Below are 23512 nucleotides of genomic sequence, written 5' to 3'. Positions count from 1 at the left end.
TCCTTGTTGGTTTCATCATTTGCGGACCTTCAAAGGTCTTCTATTGGAACATAGTCATGCTCGTAGCCAAAATAGCGCGGGCCCACGAGTTGCAGGCCGTGGTCAGATCGCCAGGCGGGATCGCAGGGCAGACCAAAGACAATGACCCGAAAGCCATAGCCCATCGTTTCGGTTGTGATCGGCACACCGGTTTCAAGGTCCAGCAGGCAGATCAGATCGGGTGTCGTTGCCAGCGCGGTGCCGTCATCGGTTTCGGCGACCAGAAACTCGTTCTGGAAATGCAGGCGGATTTCACGGCCCTCGAAGCTGTCCAGACCTTGGATGATCGCCGTGCCACGCGCGAACCCGCCGGTGGTGCGCCGGTCAACGTCCATCACGCGCCCTTCAAACAGGCGGATACCTTTCAATTCGCGCCCAAGGCGCTGTGCGCAGTTGCGGTTGGCGGCCTGTTCTTCTTGCACGATCTTGCCGATGTCGTGGATCAGTGACATGGACCCGCGCAGGGTTGCCTTCTTTGCCTCGACCCCTGTCATCGGATAAAGCGCGATCAGCCCCGCGCCGCCCATTTCCACGGTGATGGAGCGCGCGAATTTTTCAGTCGACAGGTTATCGACGGTGTTGAGCGTGATCGCATTGCCCTTTTCGTCGGCCATCGTCATCGGGCAGGCCGACACACCCGCCATCGTCATCGACACCATCTGCAATTCGGGAAACGCACGACCCATGCCATCGCCATCGACGATGGGCAGGCCGGCGGTCGCCGCCACGGCGATCGGGATGGTCGAATTCAGCCCTCCCGCCTCGATCGTGAAGATCGCATCGGCCTTGCGGCCCAAAACAGCCTCGAGCGCACGAAGGGCTGATATTGCCTCGTCGCCGCGGGGCAGCTTTTCCAACATGACCGTTGGGGCGCCCATCATCGCAACAGGCACGACCAGCGCATCATCAGCCAGATCATCAACGTCGATCACCTGCACGGGGCCGGTTGCCCTGATTGCCTGTTCGGCCATCAACTTGCCGATATAGGGATCGCCACCGCCGCCGGTGCCCAGAAATGCACCGCCAAGGGCGATATGGCCCATGTCATCCAGCGTGATTTGTTTGAGCGGTTTCATCCTGTCCCCTCCTTGGTTTCCATCGGCGCAAAGGTGACGTCCGGATAGCCAAAGGCGGCGGGCCCGACGACGGCAAGGGCTTCGGGTGTGCGCAACAACCCGTGACAGGGCAGCCCCAGCACCGCGATCCGCTGGCCATAGCGCAGCATTTCGGTGGTGATCGGGTGGCCCGTGTCGGCATCCAGAACAACGATCAGATCAGGCACGCACACCTCGACCACGCCATTGCGCGCAAAAATCAGGAATTCGTTTTGCAGGTTGATCTTACCGCTGTCGCCCTGAAAATCACCAAAGCCTTCCAGCTTCAGATGCCCGACCGCAAAGCCGCCCTTGAGGTGGCGTTCCAGATCAGAGATCTTGGCCGTCATCAGCAGGCGACCGCCTTCGTGATCAATGACTGCCTGCACCGGATCGCGGTGGTCGCGGTTGGCATCCAGCACCGCACGTCCAAGGTTGCGCGCCTGTGTCACCGTGCCCGGAATGGCGGCGCGTTTGACAAATTCGCCGCGCATCGGGGCCTGCGCCAGTCCGGCCGCTGCGCCCATAACAACCACGCTGGCGCGCGCCAGATCTTCAAGCCACTTGTCGCTGGGCGTTTCGCGGAACACCACAACATTGCCCTTTTCATCGGCCATCGCCGCAGGGGCGGATCGCTGGCCATAGATCGACCACGTGATCATCTGCATTTCGGGGAACGCGCGCCCCATGCCATCGCCGTCAACAACCGGCAGACCGGCCTGCGCGGCCGTCAACATCGGTTCCATCGCATTGGCCCCGCCGATTTCAGCGGAAATCAGTGCATCAACCTTGCGCCCGACCTCCTGTTCAACGGCGCGCAGTGCGCGCAGGCATTCTTCGCCCTGTTCGATCTTTTCCACACCGACAACCGGCGCGCCAATCCCGCCAAGCGACACGACCAGCGCATCGTCGGGCAGTTCGGCCAGCGGAATCACGGGAATCTTGCGTCCTTTGCGTAACTCCTCGCGCACGCGCAGCTTGCCGATATAGGGGTTGCCGCCCCCACCTGTGCCAAGGATCGCCGCGCCGATTTCCAGCGCGTCCAGATCCGCAAGCGTCACCTCTTTCATCGTGTCAGCCATTCATCGACCCCACGACCTTGAGCCGGATACGGGTCGCCCCGCCCGGAAGATAGGCAAGTGGCACGTCTTCCTGATCCAGCAGTTCGATGCTGTCAGGGTGCGCACCTGCGGCGATGGCCTTGTTTGTTGCTTCGGTGCGCGCTTCGGCCAAGGCCGCTTCGCGGGTGGTGGACGCCAGCGAAAAGATGCGATCCACCTCGCCTGAAATCTGTCCGATTGCCGCGCCAACTGCATTGGCAACGGAATAGTGGTTCGGGCGGACCACCCTCAGTTCACCCATCGTGTCAGGCATCAGGATCGACCCGCCACCGACCGCCAGAATCGGGATCGGATCGGGCGAGACGCGCATGCGTTCAACGGCGTTGTGAACCATTTCGTCGATCATGGTCTTGGCGGTTTCAAGGCGCGTCTTGTCGACGCCCGCCACCTTGGACGCATCGCCCACATCGGCAAGTCCCAGCCCGGCGACGACATCCGTGGCCGTCAGGGTTTCGCCGCCAAATACCAGCGCGTCTTGCAGGATGCGATAGCCGGTTGAACGCGGCCCAACGGTCATCGCGTCCCCTTCGCCTGCGACAATCGTGCCGCCACCAAGGGCGATAGAATAGACATCGGGCATACGGAAATTGGTGCGCACACCACCGACATCGACAGTCGTGCTGGCCTGACGCGGGAAGCCTTTGACCAAGGCCCCCACATCGGTGGTCGTGCCGCCGATATCAACGACAATCGCGTCTGATTCACCGGACAGGAACGACGCCCCGCGCATCGAATTGGTCGGCCCGCTGGCAAACGTCAGCACCGGATAGGCCTGCACGAAATCGCGGTTCATCAGTGTGCCATCGTTCTGGGTGATGTAATAGGGACAGGTCAGCCCGACTTGCGCCAGCGCCTTGGTAAAGGCCTGCACGGTTTTGGCGGACAGGGCGCGCAGCGATGCGTTCATGATCGCCGCGTTCTCGCGTTCCAGAATACCAAGACGGCCAATTTCCGACGACAGGGTGAAATTCGCATCCGGCAGCCGCTTTTGCAGCGCTTCCATCGCCTGCCGTTCCATCGCGTCATTGACCGGCGAAAAGATCGACGAAATGGCGATTGTGTCGATGCCCGCTGCGCCGATTTCGGCGGCAATGCCATCAAGCTCGGTCATATCCAGCGCGTTGATTTCGCGCCCGTCAAATTCGTGGCCGCCCTTGGCAAGCCAGTATTTGCCGCCCACGGCCTCGCGGATATCATCGGGCCAATCGACCATCGGCGGCAGGCACTGCGCGGCGGGCAGGCACAGACGCACGGCAGCGGTGCGCACCATGTGGCGGCGTTCAACAACGGCGTTCACGAAATGGGTCGTGCCGATCATCACGGCGGCGACCTGATCGGCAGGCACGCCGGATTGATCCAGCACCTTGGTGATGCTTTCGGCGACGCCACCCATCACGTCCTCGGTGGTGGGCGATTTCACACCGGCAAGGATCTTGTCCCCGTCCATCAGGACGGCGTCGGTATTCGTGCCGCCGACATCAACGCCAATTCGTATCATGGTCTATCCTCCGATTGCGGTCGACGGGTTCAGGACCGCCGCGCGTTCTTCTTTGCTAACAACTGGTTTTTGCGCTTGGGCGGCATCGGTCGTGACCGGAATGGCTGACAAAAGCGCGCGGGTATAGGCGTGGCGGGGAGTGTCGAACACCTCGGCCACCGGCCCTTCTTCGACGATCTGGCCACGCAGCATCACGGCTACGCGGTTACAGAAATTGCGCATCAGCGACAGGTCGTGACTGATGAACAGATAGGTCAGATCGAATTCGTCGCGCAGGCGGTGCAGCAGGTCGATAACCGTCGATTGCACCAGCACATCCAGCGCCGATGTCGGTTCGTCGAGCACCAGAATGCGCGGGTTCACCGACAGCGCACGGGCAATTGCCACCCGCTGTTTCTGGCCGCCTGACAGTTCGTGCGGATACATATTCGCCATATCCGCAGGCAGATCGACCATTTCCAGCAGTTCGCCCACGCGGGTCTTGATCCTTGTGGTTTCGTGCCCTGTGAATTTCAGCGGCACCGCGATCTGGTCGGTGATGGTGCGGCGGGGGTTCAGGGATGATCCGGGGTTCTGATAGACGATCTGGATCAGCTTGCGAAAATCGGCGGTGCCGGCCATCTGCGCGATATTGCGCCCGTCGACGCGAATTTTCCCGGCGCTGGGGTCAATCAGCCCCAAGGTCATTTTCGCCAGTGTCGTCTTGCCCGATCCGCTTTCGCCCGCCAGCCCGAAAATATCACCGGGTTGCACGTCGATGGAGACGTTATCAACCGCGCGATGCAGGGTGCGTTTCTGGTGGAACAGGCCGGATCGGCCAACGAAATCCTTGGACACCGCATCAATCGCAATCGCGGGCTGCGTTTCGGTGTGGCGGTTTTCAATCGTCACCACGTCAGGCCCATAAAGCGGCGGCACGGCGGCCATCAGCCGTTTGGTGTAATCGTGCTGCGGGGCGGTGAAAATCGCATCGCGCGTGCCTTCCTCGACGATTTGGCCCTTGTCCATCACATAGACCCGATCCGCCATTTCCCGCACCACCCCAAGGTTGTGGGTGATCAGCAGCAGCGACAGCCCTTCCTTGGCGACAAGCGTGTTCAGCAATGCCAGAATTTCATCCTGCGTGGTGACATCCAGCGCAGTGCCCGGTTCATCGGCTATCAGCAGGCGTGGCTTGTTCAGCAGGGCCATGCCGATCAGCACACGCTGGCGCATCCCGCCCGACAGCATGATTGGATAGCTGTCCAGAATGCGCGTGCCTTCGGACAGTTGCACCTTGGCCAGCGTGTCAACGATGTGATCGCGGCGCGCGGTGGCGCTGCGGGTCTGGCCAAGGCGGCTGTCCGCATAGCGCACGATGTCATCCATCTGGCGACCAATTGTCAGCACCGGATTGAACGACAGCATCGGGTCTTGCAGCACGATGGAAATACCCGTGCCTTTCAGCTTGTTGCGTTCGATCTTGTTGAGGTCCAGCAAGGATCGCCCGTCATAGCGGATTGACCCTGCCTCGACCACGCCGGGGGGCATGGGCAGCGTGCCGATGATCGTGCGCATGGTCACGGTCTTGCCAGATCCCGACTGCCCGATCAGCGACACGCGCTCGCCCGCGCCTACGGTCATCGACACATCGCGCAACACACGGCGATACTGCCCGTAAGCACGAAAGCCGATCGACAGATTGTCGATTTCAAGGATCGGGCGGGCGCTCATAGTTCGACATCCAGCATATCGCGCAAGCCGTCGCCCAACAGGTTGAACCCAAGGATCGCATAAAGAATGGCAAGGCCCGGCATGACTGCCTGCCACCACATTTCGGGCATGTATTCCGCCCCTGTGGCGACCATCGTGCCAAGGTCCGGTGTGGGTGGCTGGATGCCCAGCCCAAGGAATGACAGCGACGCGCCAAACAGGATCACAAAGCCCGCATCAAGCGAGATTTTCACCGCAATCGCCGAGATGCAGTTGGGCAGCAGTTCGCGAAACAGAATGTGGACATGTGTGGCACCGGCGATCTGCGCGGCTTCGACGTAATCTTCGTTCATCTGCGCCTTGACGATGCGGTAAATCAGCCGCGTGTGCCATGTCCACCACAGCAAGGTGATCGCGATCATCGCGTTCACCAGATTGGGCGACAGCACAGCCGTGATTGCCAGCGCCATAGCCAAGGGCGGCAGGGCCAGCATGATATCGGTAAAGCGCATGATGATCGTTTCGGTCCAGCCACCAAAATAACCCGCGACCAGCCCAAGGATCACGCCAAACGGTACCGCGACGCCCAGCACGCCGACGACCAGACCCAGCGACACGCGAAAGCCATAGAGGACGCGACTGAACACATCGCGCCCGACATTGTCGGTGCCCATCCAGTGTTCCCATGACGGGGCGGCGTGGCGGTTGCGGAAATCAACAAAAGATCCGGCGCTTTCCGGTGAAGGGGCCAGCAGTGGCGCGAATATTGCGGCGATCACAACGCTGATCACGATCACCGCCCCCACCAGTGCCGCCGGGTTGCGGGTAAAGCGGTAAAGCGCCATCTGGCGCGATGTCAGAACGCGCTGCGTGTCGATCATGTCAGGGGCGCTCATTTGCTTCTCCCCTCGCGCAGACGGTGACGGGGATCAAGAATACCCAGAATGATGTCGATGGTCAGGTTGGCGACGACAAAGAACACGCCCGACACCAGCACCACACCGATCACGGCGTTCAGATCTTTTTGCAGGATCGTGCGCACGCCATAGCTGGCAATCCCGGGCCATGAAAAGACGAACTCGACGATAAAGGCATTGCCGATCAGCGAGGCAAATTCCAACCCCAGGATCGTCAGGGGCGCGACCGCGGCCACCCGCAACATATAGCGAAACCGCACCACCTGTTCAGGGATGCCATAGGCGCGCGAGGCTTCGATGAAATCGCGGCTGGCGACTTCGATCATGGCCGAACGGGTGATGCGCACGACCTGCCCGATCCCGCCTGCGGCCAGCGCAATCGCGGGCAGGAACAGGTGGCGCAGGGCATCGCCCACCACATCAAACCGGCCCTTGATCAGCCCGTCCACCAGCAACAGGCCCGTGATATCGGCGTCAAAAACAATCGCCGGGTCCAGCCGGCCCGTGATCGGGAAGAACCCGAAATACATCGCCGCACTCAGTTGCAACAAGATTGCCAACACGAAACCCGGCGTCACGACCCCCAGCAGCGAAATCACGCGAATCACGTTATCGACCCATGTATTGCGATAGACCGCGGCCAGTATGCCCAGCGGGATGGAAATGATGATCTGCAAGATCAGCGTGAACAGCACCAGCTCAAACGTGGCCGGCAGTGCAGCCATGATATCATCCATCACGGGGCGCGAGGTCAAAAGCGATTTGCCAAGATCACCCTGCGCAAGGCCGGACAGATAGGTGCCAAGCTGCACGATAAACGGCTGGTCCAGCCCCATTTCTAGGCGCAATTCAGTAACCTGTTCGGCCGTCGCCAAGGGGCCAAGCGCGATGCGCGCCGGATCACCCGGCACGATGCGGGCGATGACGAAAATCAGGATGGCCAAACCGAACAGAACGAAAAACAGCGATGCGCCCCGACGGATCAAATAAAGCAGCATTGGTGGTAAATCCCCTCGCGTTCAGCCTAGACCGCGATCCGCCGTGCAACGGATTCAAAAAAGGGATAGTTTAGTTGTTAAAAGTATAGTTTTTGTAATTTATCTACATTTGTGTCGCTAATTCAATTAGCTGACCCCTACGACTTGTGCCCGTCGCGCGATACAGGTTGGTCAAATGGAATTTGACAGTAGCCTCGCTTAGCCCCAGCAGACGGGCGATTTCCTTGTTAGTCGCGCCCGATTGCAGGGCCGTCAAAACGCGCAACTGGCGGTGGGTAATACCCAATTTGCGAAGGGGGGCGGGCACCCAATAGCTTTGCTCGGCGGTGCGCAAGACCTTGCGCGCCATGCGCCCGACCTGCACATGCCCGCGCGCAAAGCCGCTTGAGGTCAGCCGATCGCCCAAACCCGACAGGGCATCGCGGTTTTCGACAAAGGGCGCGGCGTGGCTTTCGCGGATCGCCAACAAGAACGCCTGCTGCACAAAACGGCGGCGCACCTGACCGCTGGCTCGTGCGGCATGGCGAAGGGCTTCGTTCAGGCCAGCGCGCGGCCCCGATACATACGTGACGCCTTTGTCATCCCGCCCAAGGACCGCAACGATCCCGCCCAGCAGGATTGACCCGATCGGCCCGCGCAGGTTGTTCGCATCCAGCCGCGCCAAGGCGTGTTCGGCCCCGCCCAGGCTGTGATCAAGGCGGTCAATCTCGATTTCAAGCAGGGCCAGCACATCGGAATGCCGCCCGTGGCGCTGTGCATAGCCTGCCTGAAATGTAGCAAGTTCCTGCAATGCCGCGTCACGCCCTGCCGTGAAATAAAGCGACAGGACCGTGATCCGCCCGAGCTGGTTAAAGATTTCCGCCCAGCTGTCACCTGCCACCAGGGAATCCCGCAACGCCGCACCCAAGGCAGGAATATGCGCGAAATTGCCGGTTTCGTAGTCAAGAACAAGCGCGATGATATCGCTGAGCTGGGCTTCGTTGCCATAGGTTTCGCCCCATGTGTCCAGACAGGTCTTGGCCGAAATCAGATGGCGGCGCCCTTCGCGCAGATTGCCCTCGTTGATTGACAGATCGGCAAGGTGCAGGTGGATGAAGTGTTCAAGGTGGGCGTGGTTGGCGGCGCGAAAGGCGGCAATGGCGCGCAGCCCGAATGCGCGCGCCTCGCGCAGGCGGCCGACCCGCACAAGAATGACCAGCATCGCGTTGCAATAAAGCCCGCTGGCCAGCGGATCGGAAATCGGCAACCGGCGTTCCAGATAGGTCCAGCGTTCGATGTCGGCGATGCGCACTGGATCGCCCAGATGGATCGTGACCAGCAGTTCGACGATCGTAAAGCGCACTGTCTTTTCAAAAGCCAGTTCAGGGTCATGGATATGGGCGGACGCGCGGGCCGCCTGCCCGAACTTGCACAGATAGACGGCCCAGCCACAAAAGGCGGCCTCGCTCTGGCGCCAGTGGTCCTCGGGCATGGCCGCAAGGACAAGCCCAAGTGCATCAAAGCCGTTCTGAAACGCGAACTGGTCCCCGCCTGCCCTCTCGAAAAGGGTGTCGCCCAGCGCCAGATCGCCACGCGCATAGGCGCTGGCAATCTCAAGAACATACTGGGGGTGTTCATCCTGAACCATGGGCGAATGGTGCCATCGCTGATGCAGCGGTTCAACTGTGCGCCCCGTGTTTTCTTGCCTATACTGCCGGGATGACCCGCGATTTCGATTCCCACTTTCCGCCCGACAATGCCCGCACCCACGAGGTTTGGGGACCGTCAGCCACGGCGTTTGCCTTTGCATTGGCCGCAAATCTTTGCGGGCAAAGTGGCAAGGCGGTGTTGTGGATTCGTGAAGGCTGGCAGGGCGAACACATCAACCCGATGGGGTTCGCGCCCTATCTTGATCCGCAAAAGCTGTTGGTCGCGCAGGCCCCCGGCCACATCGACCTGCTGGCCAGCGCCGAGGAGGCCTTGCGTTCGGGGCGCGTGGCCTTGGTGGTGATGGAGGTCAGCCAGCCGATTGGCCTGACCGAAGGACGCCGCCTGCAACTGGCCGCAGCCGAGGGCAAGACCACGGGCCTGTGTATCCTGCCCGAAGGGATGGGCAGCAATGCCGCCCAGACCCGCTGGCGCTGCACCCCTGTTTTTGACGCAACCGCCCATGCGGACTCGACTCTGCAGCGCTGGGAAATTATAAAGAACAAATCAGGAACATTAAAAGCGTGGGCTGTGAAGTGGGATGCGCAAACGCGTCGTGTCAGTGTGGTTTCCGAGGCTCCCCAGCGATAGGGCGTTGCGCGCCCGCGTGGCCGATGGCGCCGATGACCGCCCCTTTGTGATCACCCATCACGCGCAGAACACCAACCGCATTTATTGTCTTAATAAGGCCGCCGAAGCGCGCGGGCTGCATCGTGGCATGGGCTATTCGGATGCCCGCGCCTATTGCCCCGATCTGCAAAGCCGCCCCGCCAATGCCCCCGCCGACGCCCGTTTTCTGCAAACACTGGCACGGTGGAGCAAGCGCTACTGCCCGTGGGTGGGGGTGGACGGTGCGGACGGGTTGATGCTCAATATCACCGGATCGGCGCATTTGTTTGGCGGCGAAGCTTTGATGCTGAACGATATGCGCCACAGGTTTGCCCGCGCCGGGCTTGGCGGGCGGGTGGCGGCGGCCGATACGCGCGGCGCGGCCTGGGCGCTGGCCCATTACGGTGGCGCGGGCGAGGACATCAGTGCGCTGCCGATTGCCGCCCTGCGGTTGGAAGACAAATCGGCCACGGCGCTGCAACGGCTTGGGCTGCGATCCATTGCTGATCTGATGGCCCTGCCCCGCGCCACGATGGCGCGCCGTTTCGGGGCAGATGTGGTGCTGCGCCTTGATCAGGCGATGGGCGCGCAGGACGAGGTGATCGCGCCCTTGTCCGAGGCGCCCCATTACGGCGTGCGCATCACCCTGCCCGAGCCAATCGGCCTGAGCGACGATGTGATGGCGGGCACGCAGCGATTGCTGGAACGCCTGTGTGACAAACTGAAAGATCAGGACATGGGCGCGCGCCAGTTGCAACTGACCCTGCGCCGCGTGGATCAGGGCGCACAGCAGGTGGAACTGCGTCTTGCCGCGCCAATGCGCGATGCGGCGCGGATTTTGCCGCTGTTTGCGCGCGGGGTTGGCACGGTCGAGGCCGGGTTTGGCATTGACCAGATGCGCCTTGAAGCCACCCAGGTCGAGCCTTTGGCCAAGACCCAGATCAGCTATGACAGCACTGTGCGCAGCGATGGTCTGGACGATCTGGTCACGCGGATCGGCAACCGGATCGGGTTGGACAATATCCAGCGGTTCTTGCCTGCCGACAGCCACATTCCCGAACGCAGTTTTCGCATCGGGATCGCCGCGTATTGCGCGCCCGAAGGGCCGTGGGTCACGATGACACCGCGCCCGTTGCGCCTGTTCGCGCCTGAACCCATCGCCGGCACATCATCGCGCCCGCCCCGGCAGTTTCGCTGGCGGCGGATGTCCCTGACCACAGGGCGCGCCACGGGGCCGGAACGCATCGCCCCTGAATGGTGGCTGCCCGATGACAACTGGCGCAGCGGGGTGCGTGATTACTGGCGGATCGAAACCCGCGAGGGGCGCAGGCTTTGGCTGTTTTATACGCCGCAGAATCCGGGCTGGTTTGTGCAGGGGGAATTCGCATGACTGTGCAAAACCCGTCGCTTGCGCCCGGCTACGCCGAGTTGTGCACAACGTCCAATTTCACGTTTCTGCGCGGTGCATCCCACCCCGAAGAACTGATTACCCGCGCCGCTGCCCTTGGGCTCAAGGCATTGGCCATCACGGATCGCAATTCACTGGCGGGTGTGGTGCGGGCGTTTTCGGCCTTGCGGGAATTGCGCCGCGAACACGGGGATGGGGCAAGGTTGCCCAAGCTGATCATCGGCGCGCGGCTGGCTTTGCGCGACACCAGCACCCACTGGATTGCCCTGCCCCATGACCGTGCGGGCTATGCGCGCCTCACACGGCTGTTGACCCTTGGCAAGCGGCGCGCGCCCAAGGGCGACTGCTATCTTGACCTGCCCGATTTACAGCAGGGCTGCGCGGGCATGACCCTGATCGCCCTGCCGCAAGGGGCGCTGCACGACAGCCGCGCCGATATTCTCGCCCTCAAGAAAGCCTTTCCCGCCCATGTTTTTCTTGGCGCGGCGCCGCGCTATGACGGCAGCGACCAGCGCTATTTTGACGCCTGCGCCGCCCTTGCCCATCGCACGGCCGCGCCGATGGTGGCCGTGGGCGATGTGCTGATGCACCACGGATCGCGCCGCCAGTTGGCCGATGTTCTGACCTGCCTGCGCGAAGGCACGACGATTGATCATATCGGCACCCGCGCCCTGCCCAACAGTGAACGCCGCCTGAAAGGCGAGGCGGATATGGCGCGCCTGTTTGCCCGCCACCCCGCTGCCCTGCGCCGCACTGTGGACATTGCCGCGCGTTGCAGCTTTTGCCTGTCCGAACTCAGCTATGAATACCCCGATGAAATCGCGGGGGATGAAGCGCCGCAAGACAGGCTTGAACGATTGGCGCGCGAAGGGCTGCAAACCCGCTATCCCGATGGTGCGCCCGCATCCGCGATTGCGCAGATGGACAAGGAATTGGACCTTGTCAAAACCCTTGATTTTCCGGCCTATTTTTTGACCGTCCATGACATCGTGCAATTTGCCCGCGCGCAGGGGATTTTGTGTCAGGGGCGCGGATCGGCGGCCAATTCGATCCTGTGTTATCTGCTGGGGATCACCGATGTCAGCCCCGAAACCATCACGATGGTCGTGGAACGGTTCGTGTCCGAACACCGTGGCGAGCCGCCCGATATCGACGTTGATTTTGAACATGAACGGCGCGAGGAGGTGATCCAGCATATCTATGCCAAATACGGCCGCCATCGCGCGGGTCTGTGTGCCACGGTGATCCACTTTCGCACCCGCGCCGCAATCCGCGAGGTCGGCAAGGCGATGGGCCTGTCCCAGGATGTCACCGCCAGCCTGTCGGGGCAAATCTGGGGCATGGCCGACAAGGGGACAGACCCCGAACGGGTCAAGGAACTGGGCCTTGATACAAGCGATCCGCGCCTGGCCCAGACCATCAAACTGATCGGCGAGATCATCGGTTTTCCCCGCCACCTGAGCCAGCATGTGGGCGGTTTTATCATCACCAAGGGGCGGCTGGACGAACTGTGCCCGATTGAAAACGCCGCGATGGATGACCGCACCCTGATCGAATGGGACAAGGATGATATCGACGCGCTGGGGATCCTCAAGGTTGATATCCTGTCGCTGGGGATGCTGACCTGCATTCGCAAAAGTTTCGACCTGATCGCGCAGCACGGCGGCCCGCGCCTGACGATTGCAAACGTGCCGCAGGCCGATGCGCCAACGTTTGATATGCTGTGCGTGGCCGATGCCATCGGGGTGTTTCAGGTCGAAAGCCGCGCGCAGATGAATTTTCTGCCGCGCATGAAACCCCGCGAATTTTATGATCTGGTGATCGAGGTCGCCATCGTGCGTCCCGGCCCGATTCAGGGCGGCATGGTCCACCCCTATATCAATCGCAGGCAGGGGAAAGAACCTGTCAGCTTTCCCTCGCGCGCGCTGGAAAAGGTGCTGGGCAAAACGCTGGGCGTGCCGCTGTTTCAGGAACAGGCCATGCAGATCGCCGTTGTCGCCGCCGGGTTTTCCCCCTCCGAGGCCGACAAGCTGCGCCGGTCAATGGCGACCTTCCGGCGGATGGGCACGATCGGACAACTGCGCGACAAATTCATCGCCGGCATGTTGGCGCGCGACTACACGCCCGAGTTTGCCGAAAGCTGCTTTTCCCAGATCGAAGGCTTTGGCGAATACGGCTTTCCCGAAAGCCATGCGGCGGCCTTTGCGATGCTGGCCTATGTGTCGGCATGGCTGAAACGGCACCACCCTACCGCCTTTGCCTGCGCGCTGCTGAATGCACAGCCAATGGGGTTTTATGCCCCCGCCCAGATCGTGCGCGATGCCCGCGAACACCAGATCGAAGTCCGCCCGATCTGCGTGAACACAAGCGATTGGGACAACACGCTGGAACGGCGCGCGGATGGGTCGCTGGCCTTGCGGTTGGGTTTTCGCCAGATCAAGGGCTTTCGCGAGAGTGACGCGGCCTGGATCGTCGCGGCGCGCGGCAATGGCTATCCCGATCCCGAAGCATTGTGGCTGCGCGCGGGCATTGCGCCGCCCGTGCTGGAACGGCTGGCCGAAGCCGATGCCTATGCGGGTTTGGGGCTGGGGCGGCGCGACGCGCTTTGGGCCGTCAAGGCGATCAAGGGCAGCGCGCCCCTGCCGCTGTTCAATGACCCGATCGAGGGCGAGGGCATTCATGAACCCGCCGTCACCCTGCCGGTGATGCATCTGGGCGAAGAAGTCGTCGAAGATTACGTGGCGATGCGCCTGTCGCTCAAGGCGCACCCGATGGAACTGCTGCGCCCTGACATCGCCGGTCTGACACCGCACGCGGAACTGCCCGACGTGCCTTTGGGGCGGATTACTGTCTGCGGTCTTGTGATCACCCGCCAACGCCCCGGCACCGCGTCCGGCGTGGTATTTTTGACGCTGGAAGATGAAACCGGCGTGTCCAACGTGGTGGTCTGGCCGACGATCTATAAACAGTTCCGCCGCGCCGTCATGGGCGGGCGTTTGTTGCGCGTGACCGGATATGTGCAGCGCGAAGGGATTGTTGTGCATATCATCGCGCAAACCGTCGAGGATGTGTCCCATCACCTGAGCGCGCTTGGCCACCCGATGGACGATGCCGTGGGGATCACCCAGCCGCAGGCCGATGATGCGCCCCGCCCGCCCCGCGCACAACCCCGCGCCATGCACCCGCGCGATCAGGCCAAGCGGCTGTTTCCCAGCAGGGATTTCCACTAGGGCGGCTTGCGCTACCCCCAATCAGGTGGTTGCTTTTGCAGGAATGCGGCGATCCCAAGGGCGGCTTCATCACCTTCCCACGTATCGGCAAGACGTGTGATCGTGGCCTCGATCACCGCATCATCAATCACTGGACCAAGTGCACGCGCCAATGCCTTGGACGCGGCAACAGCATGGGGGCCAGTGTGCAGATAGGGGGCGATTTCGGCCGCGATGGCGGCGTCAAGATCAGCCTGCGGAACCGCGCGCGCGATCACGCCCAGCGCTGCGGCCTCGGCGGCGTCAAACACCCGCGCAGACATGAACACGCGGCGCGCCTTACCTTCGCCCAAACGCGCCAGAACGTAGGGACCGATCGTGGCGGGGATCAGCCCAAGCCGGGTTTCGGTCAGGCCAAATGTTGTCCGGTCGTCGGCAACGGCCACATCGCAGACGCAGGCCAAACCGATGCCGCCACCATAGGCTCCGCCGTGAAGTTTGCCGATCAGCGGCACTGGCAGTTCGTTCAGCGCGCGCAGCATCATCGCCAGTTCGCGCGCAGCGGCCATGCGGGTGGCGCGGTCAGCGTCGATCTGCGCCTTCATCCAGTTCAGATCACCGCCCGCACAAAACACCTTGCCAGCCCCGCCAAGGACCACGACCCGCGTGGTGCCGCCCGCAGTGATCCCGCGCGCAAAATCAGTCAGTTCGGCGATCATCTGTCCCGACAAGGCGTTGCGCGTATCGGGCAGGTTCAACTGCACGCGGGTCACTCCGCGCGGGTCGGTCTGAATACGCAAGGTGTCATAGGGCATCGGTTTGCTCCACCAGGGACCGCGCGAAACGTGCGGCCTTGGCAAGGGCTGCGCGGTCAATTCCCGTAACGTAGCCAAGCCGTTCCAGCAATTCCACCACGTCTTCGGTCGCGACATTGCCACGCGATCCGGGGGCATAGGGGCATCCGCCCAAGCCCGCGACCGAGGCATCAAACGTGCGCAGCCCGAAATCAAGGCTCGCGGCGATATTATCAAGCGCGCGACCTTGTGTGTCGTGGTAGTGACCCGCAAGGGCAGCGGCTGGCACCACGTCACTCACGGCGCGCAGCATCGCAGAGATCGTTTCGGGCGTGCCCATGCCGATGGTATCGCCAAGACTGATTTCGTAGGCGCCCATCGCGTGCAGTTTCGCTGCGACATCAGCAACCTGCGCAGGCGGGGTCGGCCCGTCATATGGGCAGTCGGTGACGCAGGACACATAGGCGCGCAGCGGCAGGTCATGGTCGCGCACGACAGGCAACATCGGCGTGAACCGCGCAAGGCTTTCAGCGATGGAACAGTTGATGTTGTGCTGGCTGAACCCTTCCGAGGCCGAGGCAAAAATCGCGACCTCGTCCGTGTTTGCGGCAATAGCAGCCTCCAACCCGCGCATGTTGGGGGCAAGCGCCGTGTAGGACACACCTTGCCGCCGCGTAATCCCTGCCAGAACCTGCGCCCCGTCTGCCATCTGCGGCACCCATTTGGGGCTGACAAAGCTTGCCACTTCAATCTTGGTGAAACCACAACCCGACAGCAGGTTCACCAGCTTGATCTTGTCGGCTGTCGCGATGGTGCGCCCTTCGTTTTGAAGGCCGTCGCGGGGCGACATCTCGAAGATGGTGACAGTCATTGCCTTGTGCCTTTGGCTGGCCGTTCATGGCATTGCACCACGCAAGTGGCCAAGGCGCAAGGCACCCTTAGGCGATGATCATAAGGTCCGCCGCCAGCGTCGCTTCGTTGATGCCGCCGCCGTTCTGGATTTCCAGCACATCGCCTGTGCCAAAGTCGAGCGTGTAAAGCGTGCTGGTGCCATTCAACGTGCCATATGTATCAAGGATCTGCTGTTCGGTCAGGCCACCACCATAAAGCGCGCTCGAGATTTCGATGGTGTCGCTGCCCTGTTCGAACCCGTTGATCCGGTCGGCATCGTAGCCCGCGCCAAAGACAAACACATCGGCCTGGGTTCCGCCGCTCATCACGTCATCGCCCGCGCCCCCATCAAGCCGGTCAACGCCTGCGCCCCCCTTGAGGTCATCAGCCCCGTCACCGCCAAAAAGGTGATCCGCACCAGATGCACCACTTAGGGTATCGTCGCCGCCATCCCCGTGGATCGTGTCGTTATTACCCTGACCCAGCAGGTTGTCATTGGCATTGCCGCCAAAGATTTCATCCGCGCCCGACCCACCGTAGATGGTATCCGCGCCGGCCCCGCCTGACAGGGTGTCATCGTTGCCCTGCCCGCGGATCGTGTCGGCGCCGCCGTCGCCGGTAACGCTGTCGTTGCCGGTGCCTGCGGAAATATCGTCATTGCCGCCGTTGCCTGCGATAATGTCGGCGTCCCCTTCTCCGCGGATCGTATCCACGCCGTTGCCGCCGTAAACGGTATCGGTGCCGCCGCCACCGGACAGGATGTTGGTGCTGCCGACCCCGTAGATTTCATCGGCGCCGCCACGCCCCTGAATATTGTTGTTTGCGGCATTGGCGCCGTAAACGATTTCATCGTCACCGGACCCGTCAAAGTTTTCGATGCTGGTGAAGTCGCCCGCGCCGGATAGGTCGTAACTGCCTTCATTACCCGTTGGCATGATTTCCAAGGTATCGACACCGCTCCCACCGTCGAGCGACAGCCCTGAAGCCCCGTTCATGGCATCATCGAGGATAAAGCGGTCGTTGCCGGACCCCATCTCGAATTGTTCGATTTCCTCGAATGTTTCAACAAGCCCAAGGCTAAAGGTCGCCGTGCCACCCGCAAAATCAATCACGCAATCGGCGGTGTTGTTGACGTAGTCAATCTTATCGACGCCCTCCCCGCCGGAAAAGCTGTCAACACCACCGCCGCCAAGGAAATAGTCGTTCCCATCGCCGCCGCGCAGCACATCGCCGCCCGATCCTCCAAAGATGGAATCGTGCCCGCCGCCGCCTTCGATCAGGTTGGCACTGTTGCTGCCGGTCAGGTGGTCGTCATGGTCGCTGCCGATCAGCCCGGCGATGGAAATCAGCGTGTCACTTCCTGCACCGACAGTGTTTTGCAGCACGCCTTGGGTCAGCAGCGATACGGTGACCCCCGCGCTTGCGCCCGCGTACGAGGCCACATCATTGTCTGCGCCGCCGTCCAGCACATCGTCGCCGTCGCCACCTTCAAGCGTGTTGGCTTCGCTGTTGCCGGTCAATGTGTCGTTGGCCGCGCTGCCGATGATGTTTTCCGTATCAAAGACCTGATCGGTGCCCTGGCCCGTGGCCGTGGCGCCCAGACCGCTTTCGGCCAGCGCAAGGGTGATCCCGAACAGACTGTCGGCGAAACTGACCGTATCTACGCCGTTACCACCATACATCGTGTCATCGCCGACCCCGCCAAACATCAGGTCATCATCATCGCCGCCGGTGATCGTGTCGTTGCCGGACTGGCCATAAATGGTGTCATTGCCCAATCCGCCCAGCAGATTGTCACCACCTCCGCTGACAGTCGCCAGATCAAAATACTGGTAATCGCCAAAGATTTTGTCGTCGCCCGCGCCGCCATCAATCGTGTCAGCGCCGGCATTCAAATGCGCGTTCCCCGAACCGCTTGCGCCCAAGCTTTTGACATCACCGACCAGCGAGTCATTGCCAGCCCCACCATAGATCGTATCGGCCCCGCCATGCACGATCGAGCCGTCTTCGTTGTTCTGCTCCACATCGCCGATGATCGTCGTGTCACGGTCGGCGGCTGTCATCAGGTCGTCACCGCCAAAGAACTCGATCGCATATGACAGTATCCACCCCAAATCACCGACAAAGGTCGTGGCGCCGGTGAACGCGGTGTTGCCAACATCCGAAATGACATCGTCACCCCCGAACAGCTGGTCCCCATCCGCCATCGACGTCAATCCCTGAAAGTCACCGACAACGCGGATTGCGCCGTCCTGCAGGCGGTCCACGGTCAGCGTGTCGTTGCCGCCGGTTGTATCGGTGGTCGCCCGGCGGAAATCACCGATGACATTCCCGAACCCTGTGAGGGTCAAATTGTCATCTGCGCCCAGGTCGTTATCGACCGAAAAGTAGCCGTCCAGAAATGTCCCGAAAAACGTGTTGATGGTGATACTGCCATAGTCACCACCCAGCGTGCCGGTATCAGCCTGCCCGAACATCGCGTTAAAGAATGTGACGGCGTTGCCACTGGTCAGATCGCCAAGGATGCTTTGCAGGCTGGAAAAAGCCACGACGATATCGTCGGTGCCATCAAGGTCGTAGTCGATCTTGATCTGCGCCACGTCACCCGTCACCACCCCGCCGGGATAGCTGAATGACCCGACAAGCGTGATCGCCATGTCGATGTTTTCCCACGCATAGGTCGTGGCATTGCTGGTAGTGACGGTCGTCACAACAACGCTGGGCGTGGTTCCGGGGTAAATGACGCCGTTACCGGGCGTGGAAATCGTGGCCATGATATACTCGCTTTTCAAATCAAATTCGGGTCGTCCCCCGTAAAATAACGGGATAACCGCAAGCATAGGCGTGGTGCGGACGCCGGGTCAACCGCCCCGGCGTCCGCGTGTCTTATTCCGCTGCGTCCAGATAATCTTCCAGCGGCGGGCAGGTGCAGACCAGATGCCGGTCGCCGTAGACGTTATCCACGCGGCCCACGGGCGCCCAGTATTTGTCCACGCGGAACGACCCCGGCGGAAAGCACGCCTCTTCGCGGGTGTAGGGGCGATCCCAGTCGCTGACCAGATCCTGCACGGTATGTGGGGCGTGTTTCAGGGGGTTGTTGTCTTGCGGCCAGTCGCCTGCCTCGATCTTGGCAATCTCGGCGCGGATCGCCAGCATCGCATCGCAAAACCGGTCAAGTTCGGCCTTGGTTTCGCTTTCGGTGGGTTCCACCATCAACGTGCCAGCCACGGGCCACGACATCGTTGGCGCGTGAAACCCGCAATCGACCAGCCGTTTGGCGATATCATCCACTGTCACATGGGCGCTATCGGCATAGGGGCGCGTATCAAGGATGCACTCGTGCGCCACATGGCCCTTGGACCCTTTATAAAGCACGTCATATGCCCCCTCCAGCCGCTTGGCGATGTAGTTGGCATTCAGGATCGCGACGCGCGTCGCCTGTGTCAGACCGGCCCCGCCCATCAGCAGAATATAGGCCCAAGAAATCGGTAGGATCGAGGGCGAACCATAAGGCGCGGCACTGACCGGCCCCTGTGCGCCGCCCGTTTGCGGATGGCCGGGCAGGTGTTTGGCCAGATGCGCCTTGACGCCGATCGGCCCCATGCCGGGGCCACCGCCACCGTGCGGGATGCAGAACGTCTTGTGCAGGTTCAGGTGGCTGACATCACTGCCGATCTCGCCGGGTTTGGACAGACCAACCATCGCGTTCAGATTGGCCCCGTCCAGATAGACCTGCCCGCCGAATTCGTGGGTGATGTCACAAACTTCGCGCACGGTTTCCTCGAACACGCCGTGCGTTGAAGGATAGGTGATCATGCAGGCGGCCAGCGTATCGCCTGCCGCAGCCGCCTTGGCGCGGAAATCCTCGGTGTCGATATCGCCGCGGTCGGTGCACTTGACGACGACCACATCCATCCCGCACATCTGCGCTGACGCCGGATTGGTGCCGTGGGCATTGACGGGGATCAGGCAGATCTTGCGCTGGTCATCGCCATTGGCGCGGTGATAGGCGGCAATCGTCAACAGCCCCGCATATTCACCCTGCGCGCCGGAATTGGGCTGCATCGACATGGCGTCATAGCCAGTGATCTCGCACAGCTTGGCGCTCAGATCGGTGATCAGTTCCTGATAGCCTTCGGTCTGGTCCTTGGGCGCGAAAGGATGCACCAGCGAAAATTCGCGCCAGCTGACGGGCATCATTTCCACGGCGGCATTCAGCTTCATCGTGCAGGACCCAAGCGGGATCATCGCGCGATCAAGGGCCAGATCACGGTCGGCCAGGCGGCGCATGTAGCGCATCATTTCCGTTTCCGCGCGGTTCATGTGAAACACCGGATGGGTCAGGTAATCGGATGTGCGGTGCAATGCGTCCGGCACGCGGTATTCGGGGTCAAAATTGCGATCCTTGCGATCAATCCCGAAGGCTTCCCATACCTTCTCGACCCGTTTTGGCCGCGTCGTTTCATCCAGCGAAATGCCGATCCGGTCATCGCCAACGCGGCGCAGGTTGATCTGGCGATCCACTGCGGCCTGCATGATCTTGGCCTGATCCTTGCCGACCTTGACTGTGATCGTGTCAAAGAACGCATCGGTCCCGATGTCAAACCCCGCTTCTTCCAGCCCCTTGGCCAGTCGCACGGTCTTGCGGTGAATCCGCTGGGCGATGGCCTTGAGCCCTTCCGGCCCGTGGAACACTCCGTAAAACGACGCCATGACCGCCAGCAAAGCCTGCGCGGTGCAAACGTTGCTGGTGGCCTTTTCGCGGCGGATATGCTGCTCGCGGGTTTGCAGGGACAAGCGGTAGGCCTGATGGCCGTGGCTGTCGATGGACACGCCGACAATCCGGCCGGGCATGTTGCGTTTATAGGCATCCTTGCAGGCAAAATACGCCGCGTGCGGGCCGCCGTAACCCACAGGCACGCCAAACCGCTGGGTGCTGCCTACGGCAATATCAGCCCCCATCGCGCCGGGTTCTTTCAACAGGGTTAGCGCCAGCGGATCAGCACAGACAATCCCGATGGCCTTGGCCTCGTGCAGTGCCGCAATCGGATCGCTGAAATCATGCACATCGCCGTAGGTGCCGGGATACTGGAACACCGCGCCAAAGACGGCGCTGGCATCCATATCCGCCGGATCACCGACAATCACTTCGATCCCCAATGGCGCGGCGCGGGTCTGCATCACAGCGATGTTTTGCGGATGGCAGTGATGATCAACAAAGAATGCGCCTGCCTTGGATTTGGCAACGCGCTGCGCCATGACCATGGCTTCGGCGCAGGCGGTGGATTCATCGAGCAGGGATGCATTGGCAATATCCAGCCCCGTCAGATCAATGATCATCGTCTGGAAATTGATCAGCGCCTCAAGCCGCCCCTGCGAAATCTCGGGCTGATAGGGGGTATAGGCGGTATACCATGCCGGATTTTCCAGAATGTTACGCTGGATCGCGGGGGGCGTGACAGTGCCGTAATACCCCTGCCCGATCAGGCTGGTGAACACCTTGTTCTTGCCCGCGACCCCGCGCATGTGATGCAGCAATTCCCGCTCGGACTTGGGTTTGCCGAAATCCAGCGGCTTGGCCTGCCGGATCGCCTTTGGCACGGTTTCGTCGATCAACTGCTCCAGGCTGTCGACACCGATCACCTCAAGCATCTGCGCCATTTCGGCGGGGCTTGGGCCGATGTGACGGCGATTGGCGAAATCGTAAGGCAGATAATCCGTGGGCGTAAACGACATGACCGCTCCTTCTCTGGGCGACTGAATTCCAGCTTTTTTCTTCCAAAACAGCTTGCGCCAGACACGCTGGCGTAAACCACGCAGGCTAGCCGATGAACTTCTGATAGGCGGCTTCGTCCATCAGATCGTCCAGCACCGACATGTCCTCGACCTTCATCTTGAAGAACCAGGCATCCCCGGTCGGGTCTTCGTTGACCTTGCCCGGATCATCGGCGAGCGGGCTGTTCACCTCGACGATTTCACCGTCCAAGGGGGCCAGAATATCGGACGCGGCCTTGACGCTCTCGATCACGACAACCTCGTCATCCTTGGCCACTTCGATGCCTTCTTCGGGCATTTCGACAAATACCACATCACCCAGTTGCTCGGCGGCGTGTTCGGTGATGCCGACGACGATCAGATCATCTTCGACGCGCAGCCATTCGTGTTCTTCGGTAAATTTCATTTTGTTCTCCGTTGGTTATCTTTTGTATGTGGATGGGCGGAACGGCATGTCCGCAATCGTGACCGGCAGGCGCTTGCCACGGACTTCGCCCCAGAGGGCGGTGCCCGTGGCGCTGTGGTCCGTCGCGACATAGCCCATGGATAGGGGCGCGCCGATACTGGGGCCGAACGCGCCGGATGTGACGGTGCCGATTGCCTCGCCACCCGCGGCCTGCGCAAAAACCTGCGTGCCAGCGCGCATCGGCGCGCGCCCTTCGGGCAGCAACCCGACGCGCAGCCGTGCGGGGCCGTTTTCCAGTTCGCTCAGAATGCGATCCGCGCCGGGAAACCCGCCTGCGCGGTCCCCACCGGCGCGACGCACCTTCTGGATCGCCCATGCAATGTTGCCCTCGACGGGGCTGGTGGTGTCGTCCAGATCAGAGCCATAAAGACACAACCCCGCCTCAAGGCGCAGGCTGTCGCGCGCGCCCAGACCAATCGGTGCGACACCGTCAATGGCCAGCAAGGCACGGGCAAAATCAACCGCACTGGCGTTGGGCACGGACACCTCGAACCCGTCCTCGCCGCTATAGCCCGAACGTGAAATCCAGAGTTCGCCAAAGTCGGTTTCGACAGTCAAAACATCCATGAACTTCATCGCGCGCACGTCCGGCGCGATGGTCGCCAGCGCGTCCTCGGCCAGCGGCCCTTGCAGCGCCAGCAGGGCGCGATCGGTCACGGCTGTGATCTCGCAAACATCAGAAAGATGGGCGCGCAGGTGCGCCTCGTCGGCGTCTTTGCAGGCGGCGTTCACCACCAAAAACAGGTGATCGCTGCGGTTGGCGATCATCAGATCGTCGCTAATCCCGCCCGCGTCATTGGTGAAAATCCCATAGCGCTGTCGCCCCTCGGCCAATGCAACCAAAGACACGGGCACCAACCCTTCCAGCGCCAGCATCGCGTCCTTCACATCGCCGGATTTCGGCGTCAGCAGGATTTGCCCCATGTGGCTGACATCAAACAGCCCGGCCCTTTCGCGGGTGTGCAGGTGTTCGCCCAGCACCCCCATCGGGTATTGCACAGGCATGTCATAGCCCGCGAACGGCACCATCTTGCCGCCCAGTTCCACATGCAGATCGTATAGCCCCGTGCGTTTCAGATCGCTCATCCCGTTCCCCTGTCATTGACCGTCGGGAAACCCCTGCGGCACCGATTGCGCGCTGCTGCGCGTCCGATGCCCCCTCTGTCCGTGCGCCTGAGATCGTTATCCCTTCGGCGGGTGCATCCGCACCACTCTCCAGAGTTCAGTCAACACAGCGGTCCTTGGGCCTGAGAGTTTACCGGGGCGGTTGCTCCTTCGGCACTGGCGAACCAGTTCTCCCACTGTGATGGGAATT

The 23512-nt window shown here is 61.6% G+C and carries 16 protein-coding genes and 1 riboswitch; of the genes, 3 read left to right on the top strand and 13 right to left on the bottom strand.

From position 1 onward, the window contains the following. Positions 1-29: 29 nt before the first annotated feature. From SJY21_RS14655 to SJY21_RS14625, 7 genes are all read right to left on the bottom strand, one after another. Complete coding sequence (locus SJY21_RS14655; protein ID WP_377512305.1) at positions 30-1115, bottom strand: DUF917 domain-containing protein; 1086 nt, start codon at positions 1113-1115, stop codon at positions 30-32. Further along, positions 1112-2215, bottom strand: coding sequence for a DUF917 domain-containing protein (locus SJY21_RS14650; RefSeq protein ID WP_377512302.1), 1104 nt, complete (start codon positions 2213-2215; stop codon positions 1112-1114). The genes SJY21_RS14655 and SJY21_RS14650 overlap by 4 nt, the downstream gene beginning before the upstream one ends. Then, the gene (locus SJY21_RS14645; protein ID WP_377512299.1) at positions 2208-3752 is read right to left on the bottom strand and encodes a hydantoinase/oxoprolinase N-terminal domain-containing protein; all 1545 of its coding nucleotides are present in this window, start codon (positions 3750-3752) and stop codon (positions 2208-2210) included. Before SJY21_RS14645 ends, SJY21_RS14650 begins: the two co-directional genes overlap by 8 nt. A gap of 3 nt (positions 3753-3755) precedes the next feature. After that, positions 3756-5465: a dipeptide ABC transporter ATP-binding protein gene (locus SJY21_RS14640; protein WP_377512296.1), complete on the bottom strand. Its 1710-nt coding sequence runs from the start codon at positions 5463-5465 to the stop codon at positions 3756-3758. Then, entirely contained in the window at positions 5462-6340 is an 879-nt protein-coding gene (locus SJY21_RS14635) for an ABC transporter permease (protein WP_377512293.1), read from the bottom strand. Before SJY21_RS14635 ends, SJY21_RS14640 begins: the two co-directional genes overlap by 4 nt. Next, positions 6337-7359: an ABC transporter permease gene (locus tag SJY21_RS14630; RefSeq protein WP_377512290.1), complete on the bottom strand. Its 1023-nt coding sequence runs from the start codon at positions 7357-7359 to the stop codon at positions 6337-6339. Before SJY21_RS14630 ends, SJY21_RS14635 begins: the two co-directional genes overlap by 4 nt. Positions 7360-7462: 103 nt before the next feature. Then, a complete protein-coding gene (locus tag SJY21_RS14625; protein ID WP_377512287.1) occupies positions 7463-8986 on the bottom strand; it encodes a LuxR C-terminal-related transcriptional regulator in 1524 nt (507 codons plus the stop codon). A gap of 71 nt (positions 8987-9057) precedes the next feature. Here SJY21_RS14625 and SJY21_RS14620 point away from each other — a divergent pair, with 71 nt between their 5' ends. Genes SJY21_RS14620 through SJY21_RS14610 form a run of 3 tightly spaced genes read left to right on the top strand, consistent with a single transcriptional unit; the run spans position 9058 to position 14292 of the window. Further along, complete coding sequence (locus tag SJY21_RS14620) at positions 9058-9636, top strand: ImuA family protein (protein WP_377512284.1); 579 nt, start codon at positions 9058-9060, stop codon at positions 9634-9636. Then, positions 9587-11044 (top strand): Y-family DNA polymerase, encoded by a 1458-nt coding sequence (locus SJY21_RS14615; protein ID WP_377512281.1) that lies wholly within the window; start codon positions 9587-9589, stop codon positions 11042-11044. Before SJY21_RS14620 ends, SJY21_RS14615 begins: the two co-directional genes overlap by 50 nt. Next, entirely contained in the window at positions 11041-14292 is a 3252-nt protein-coding gene (locus tag SJY21_RS14610; RefSeq protein ID WP_377512278.1) for an error-prone DNA polymerase, read from the top strand. Before SJY21_RS14615 ends, SJY21_RS14610 begins: the two co-directional genes overlap by 4 nt. An 11-nt stretch (positions 14293-14303) precedes the next feature. Here SJY21_RS14610 and SJY21_RS14605 read toward each other — a convergent pair whose 3' ends face one another. The 6 genes from SJY21_RS14605 to gcvT all read right to left on the bottom strand — a co-directional run bounded on the left by SJY21_RS14605 (position 14304) and on the right by gcvT (position 23283). Continuing rightward, a complete protein-coding gene (locus SJY21_RS14605; protein ID WP_377512276.1) occupies positions 14304-15086 on the bottom strand; it encodes a crotonase/enoyl-CoA hydratase family protein in 783 nt (260 codons plus the stop codon). Then, complete coding sequence (locus tag SJY21_RS14600; protein WP_377512273.1) at positions 15076-15936, bottom strand: hydroxymethylglutaryl-CoA lyase; 861 nt, start codon at positions 15934-15936, stop codon at positions 15076-15078. Before SJY21_RS14600 ends, SJY21_RS14605 begins: the two co-directional genes overlap by 11 nt. Positions 15937-16003: 67 nt before the next feature. Continuing rightward, complete coding sequence (locus tag SJY21_RS14595; protein ID WP_377512270.1) at positions 16004-18730, bottom strand: calcium-binding protein; 2727 nt, start codon at positions 18728-18730, stop codon at positions 16004-16006. Between the two features lie 112 nt (positions 18731-18842). Beyond that, a complete protein-coding gene (gene gcvP / locus SJY21_RS14590; protein WP_377512267.1) occupies positions 18843-21692 on the bottom strand; it encodes an aminomethyl-transferring glycine dehydrogenase in 2850 nt (949 codons plus the stop codon). Positions 21693-21777: 85 nt separating this feature from the next. After that, positions 21778-22137, bottom strand: a complete 360-nt coding sequence (gene gcvH, locus SJY21_RS14585; protein WP_377512264.1) for a glycine cleavage system protein GcvH — start codon at positions 22135-22137, stop codon at positions 21778-21780. A gap of 15 nt (positions 22138-22152) precedes the next feature. After that, on the bottom strand, positions 22153-23283 hold the full coding sequence (gene gcvT, locus SJY21_RS14580) for a glycine cleavage system aminomethyltransferase GcvT (protein WP_377512261.1): 1131 nt from the start codon (positions 23281-23283) through the stop codon (positions 22153-22155). Positions 23284-23422: 139 nt separating this feature from the next. Further along, positions 23423-23508, bottom strand: a riboswitch (glycine riboswitch). Between the last annotated feature and the right edge of the window lie 4 nt (positions 23509-23512).

The organism is Octadecabacter sp. R77987 (assembly GCF_042466115.1).
GTDB lineage: Bacteria > Pseudomonadota > Alphaproteobacteria > Rhodobacterales > Rhodobacteraceae > SW4.
This window is presented reverse-complemented; position numbering and strand designations above follow the sequence as displayed.

Bases quoted from the DNA above. Each gene is read 5' to 3' on its own strand.
- SJY21_RS14655 (WP_377512305.1), bottom strand. From the start codon at position 1,115: ATGAAACCGCTCAAACAAATCACGCTGGATGACATGGGCCATATCGCC.
- SJY21_RS14650 (WP_377512302.1), bottom strand. From the start codon at position 2,215: ATGGCTGACACGATGAAAGAGGTGACGCTTGCGGATCTGGACGCGCTG.
- SJY21_RS14645 (WP_377512299.1), bottom strand. From the start codon at position 3,752: ATGATACGAATTGGCGTTGATGTCGGCGGCACGAATACCGACGCCGTC.
- SJY21_RS14640 (WP_377512296.1), bottom strand. From the start codon at position 5,465: ATGAGCGCCCGCCCGATCCTTGAAATCGACAATCTGTCGATCGGCTTT.
- SJY21_RS14635 (WP_377512293.1), bottom strand. From the start codon at position 6,340: ATGAGCGCCCCTGACATGATCGACACGCAGCGCGTTCTGACATCGCGC.
- SJY21_RS14630 (WP_377512290.1), bottom strand. From the start codon at position 7,359: ATGCTGCTTTATTTGATCCGTCGGGGCGCATCGCTGTTTTTCGTTCTG.
- SJY21_RS14625 (WP_377512287.1), bottom strand. From the start codon at position 8,986: ATGGTTCAGGATGAACACCCCCAGTATGTTCTTGAGATTGCCAGCGCC.
- SJY21_RS14620 (WP_377512284.1), top strand. From the start codon at position 9,058: ATGACCCGCGATTTCGATTCCCACTTTCCGCCCGACAATGCCCGCACC.
- SJY21_RS14615 (WP_377512281.1), top strand. From the start codon at position 9,587: ATGCGCAAACGCGTCGTGTCAGTGTGGTTTCCGAGGCTCCCCAGCGAT.
- SJY21_RS14610 (WP_377512278.1), top strand. From the start codon at position 11,041: ATGACTGTGCAAAACCCGTCGCTTGCGCCCGGCTACGCCGAGTTGTGC.
- SJY21_RS14605 (WP_377512276.1), bottom strand. From the start codon at position 15,086: ATGCCCTATGACACCTTGCGTATTCAGACCGACCCGCGCGGAGTGACC.
- SJY21_RS14600 (WP_377512273.1), bottom strand. From the start codon at position 15,936: ATGACTGTCACCATCTTCGAGATGTCGCCCCGCGACGGCCTTCAAAAC.
- SJY21_RS14595 (WP_377512270.1), bottom strand. From the start codon at position 18,730: ATGGCCACGATTTCCACGCCCGGTAACGGCGTCATTTACCCCGGAACC.
- gcvP (WP_377512267.1), bottom strand. From the start codon at position 21,692: ATGTCGTTTACGCCCACGGATTATCTGCCTTACGATTTCGCCAATCGC.
- gcvH (WP_377512264.1), bottom strand. From the start codon at position 22,137: ATGAAATTTACCGAAGAACACGAATGGCTGCGCGTCGAAGATGATCTG.
- gcvT (WP_377512261.1), bottom strand. From the start codon at position 23,283: ATGAGCGATCTGAAACGCACGGGGCTATACGATCTGCATGTGGAACTG.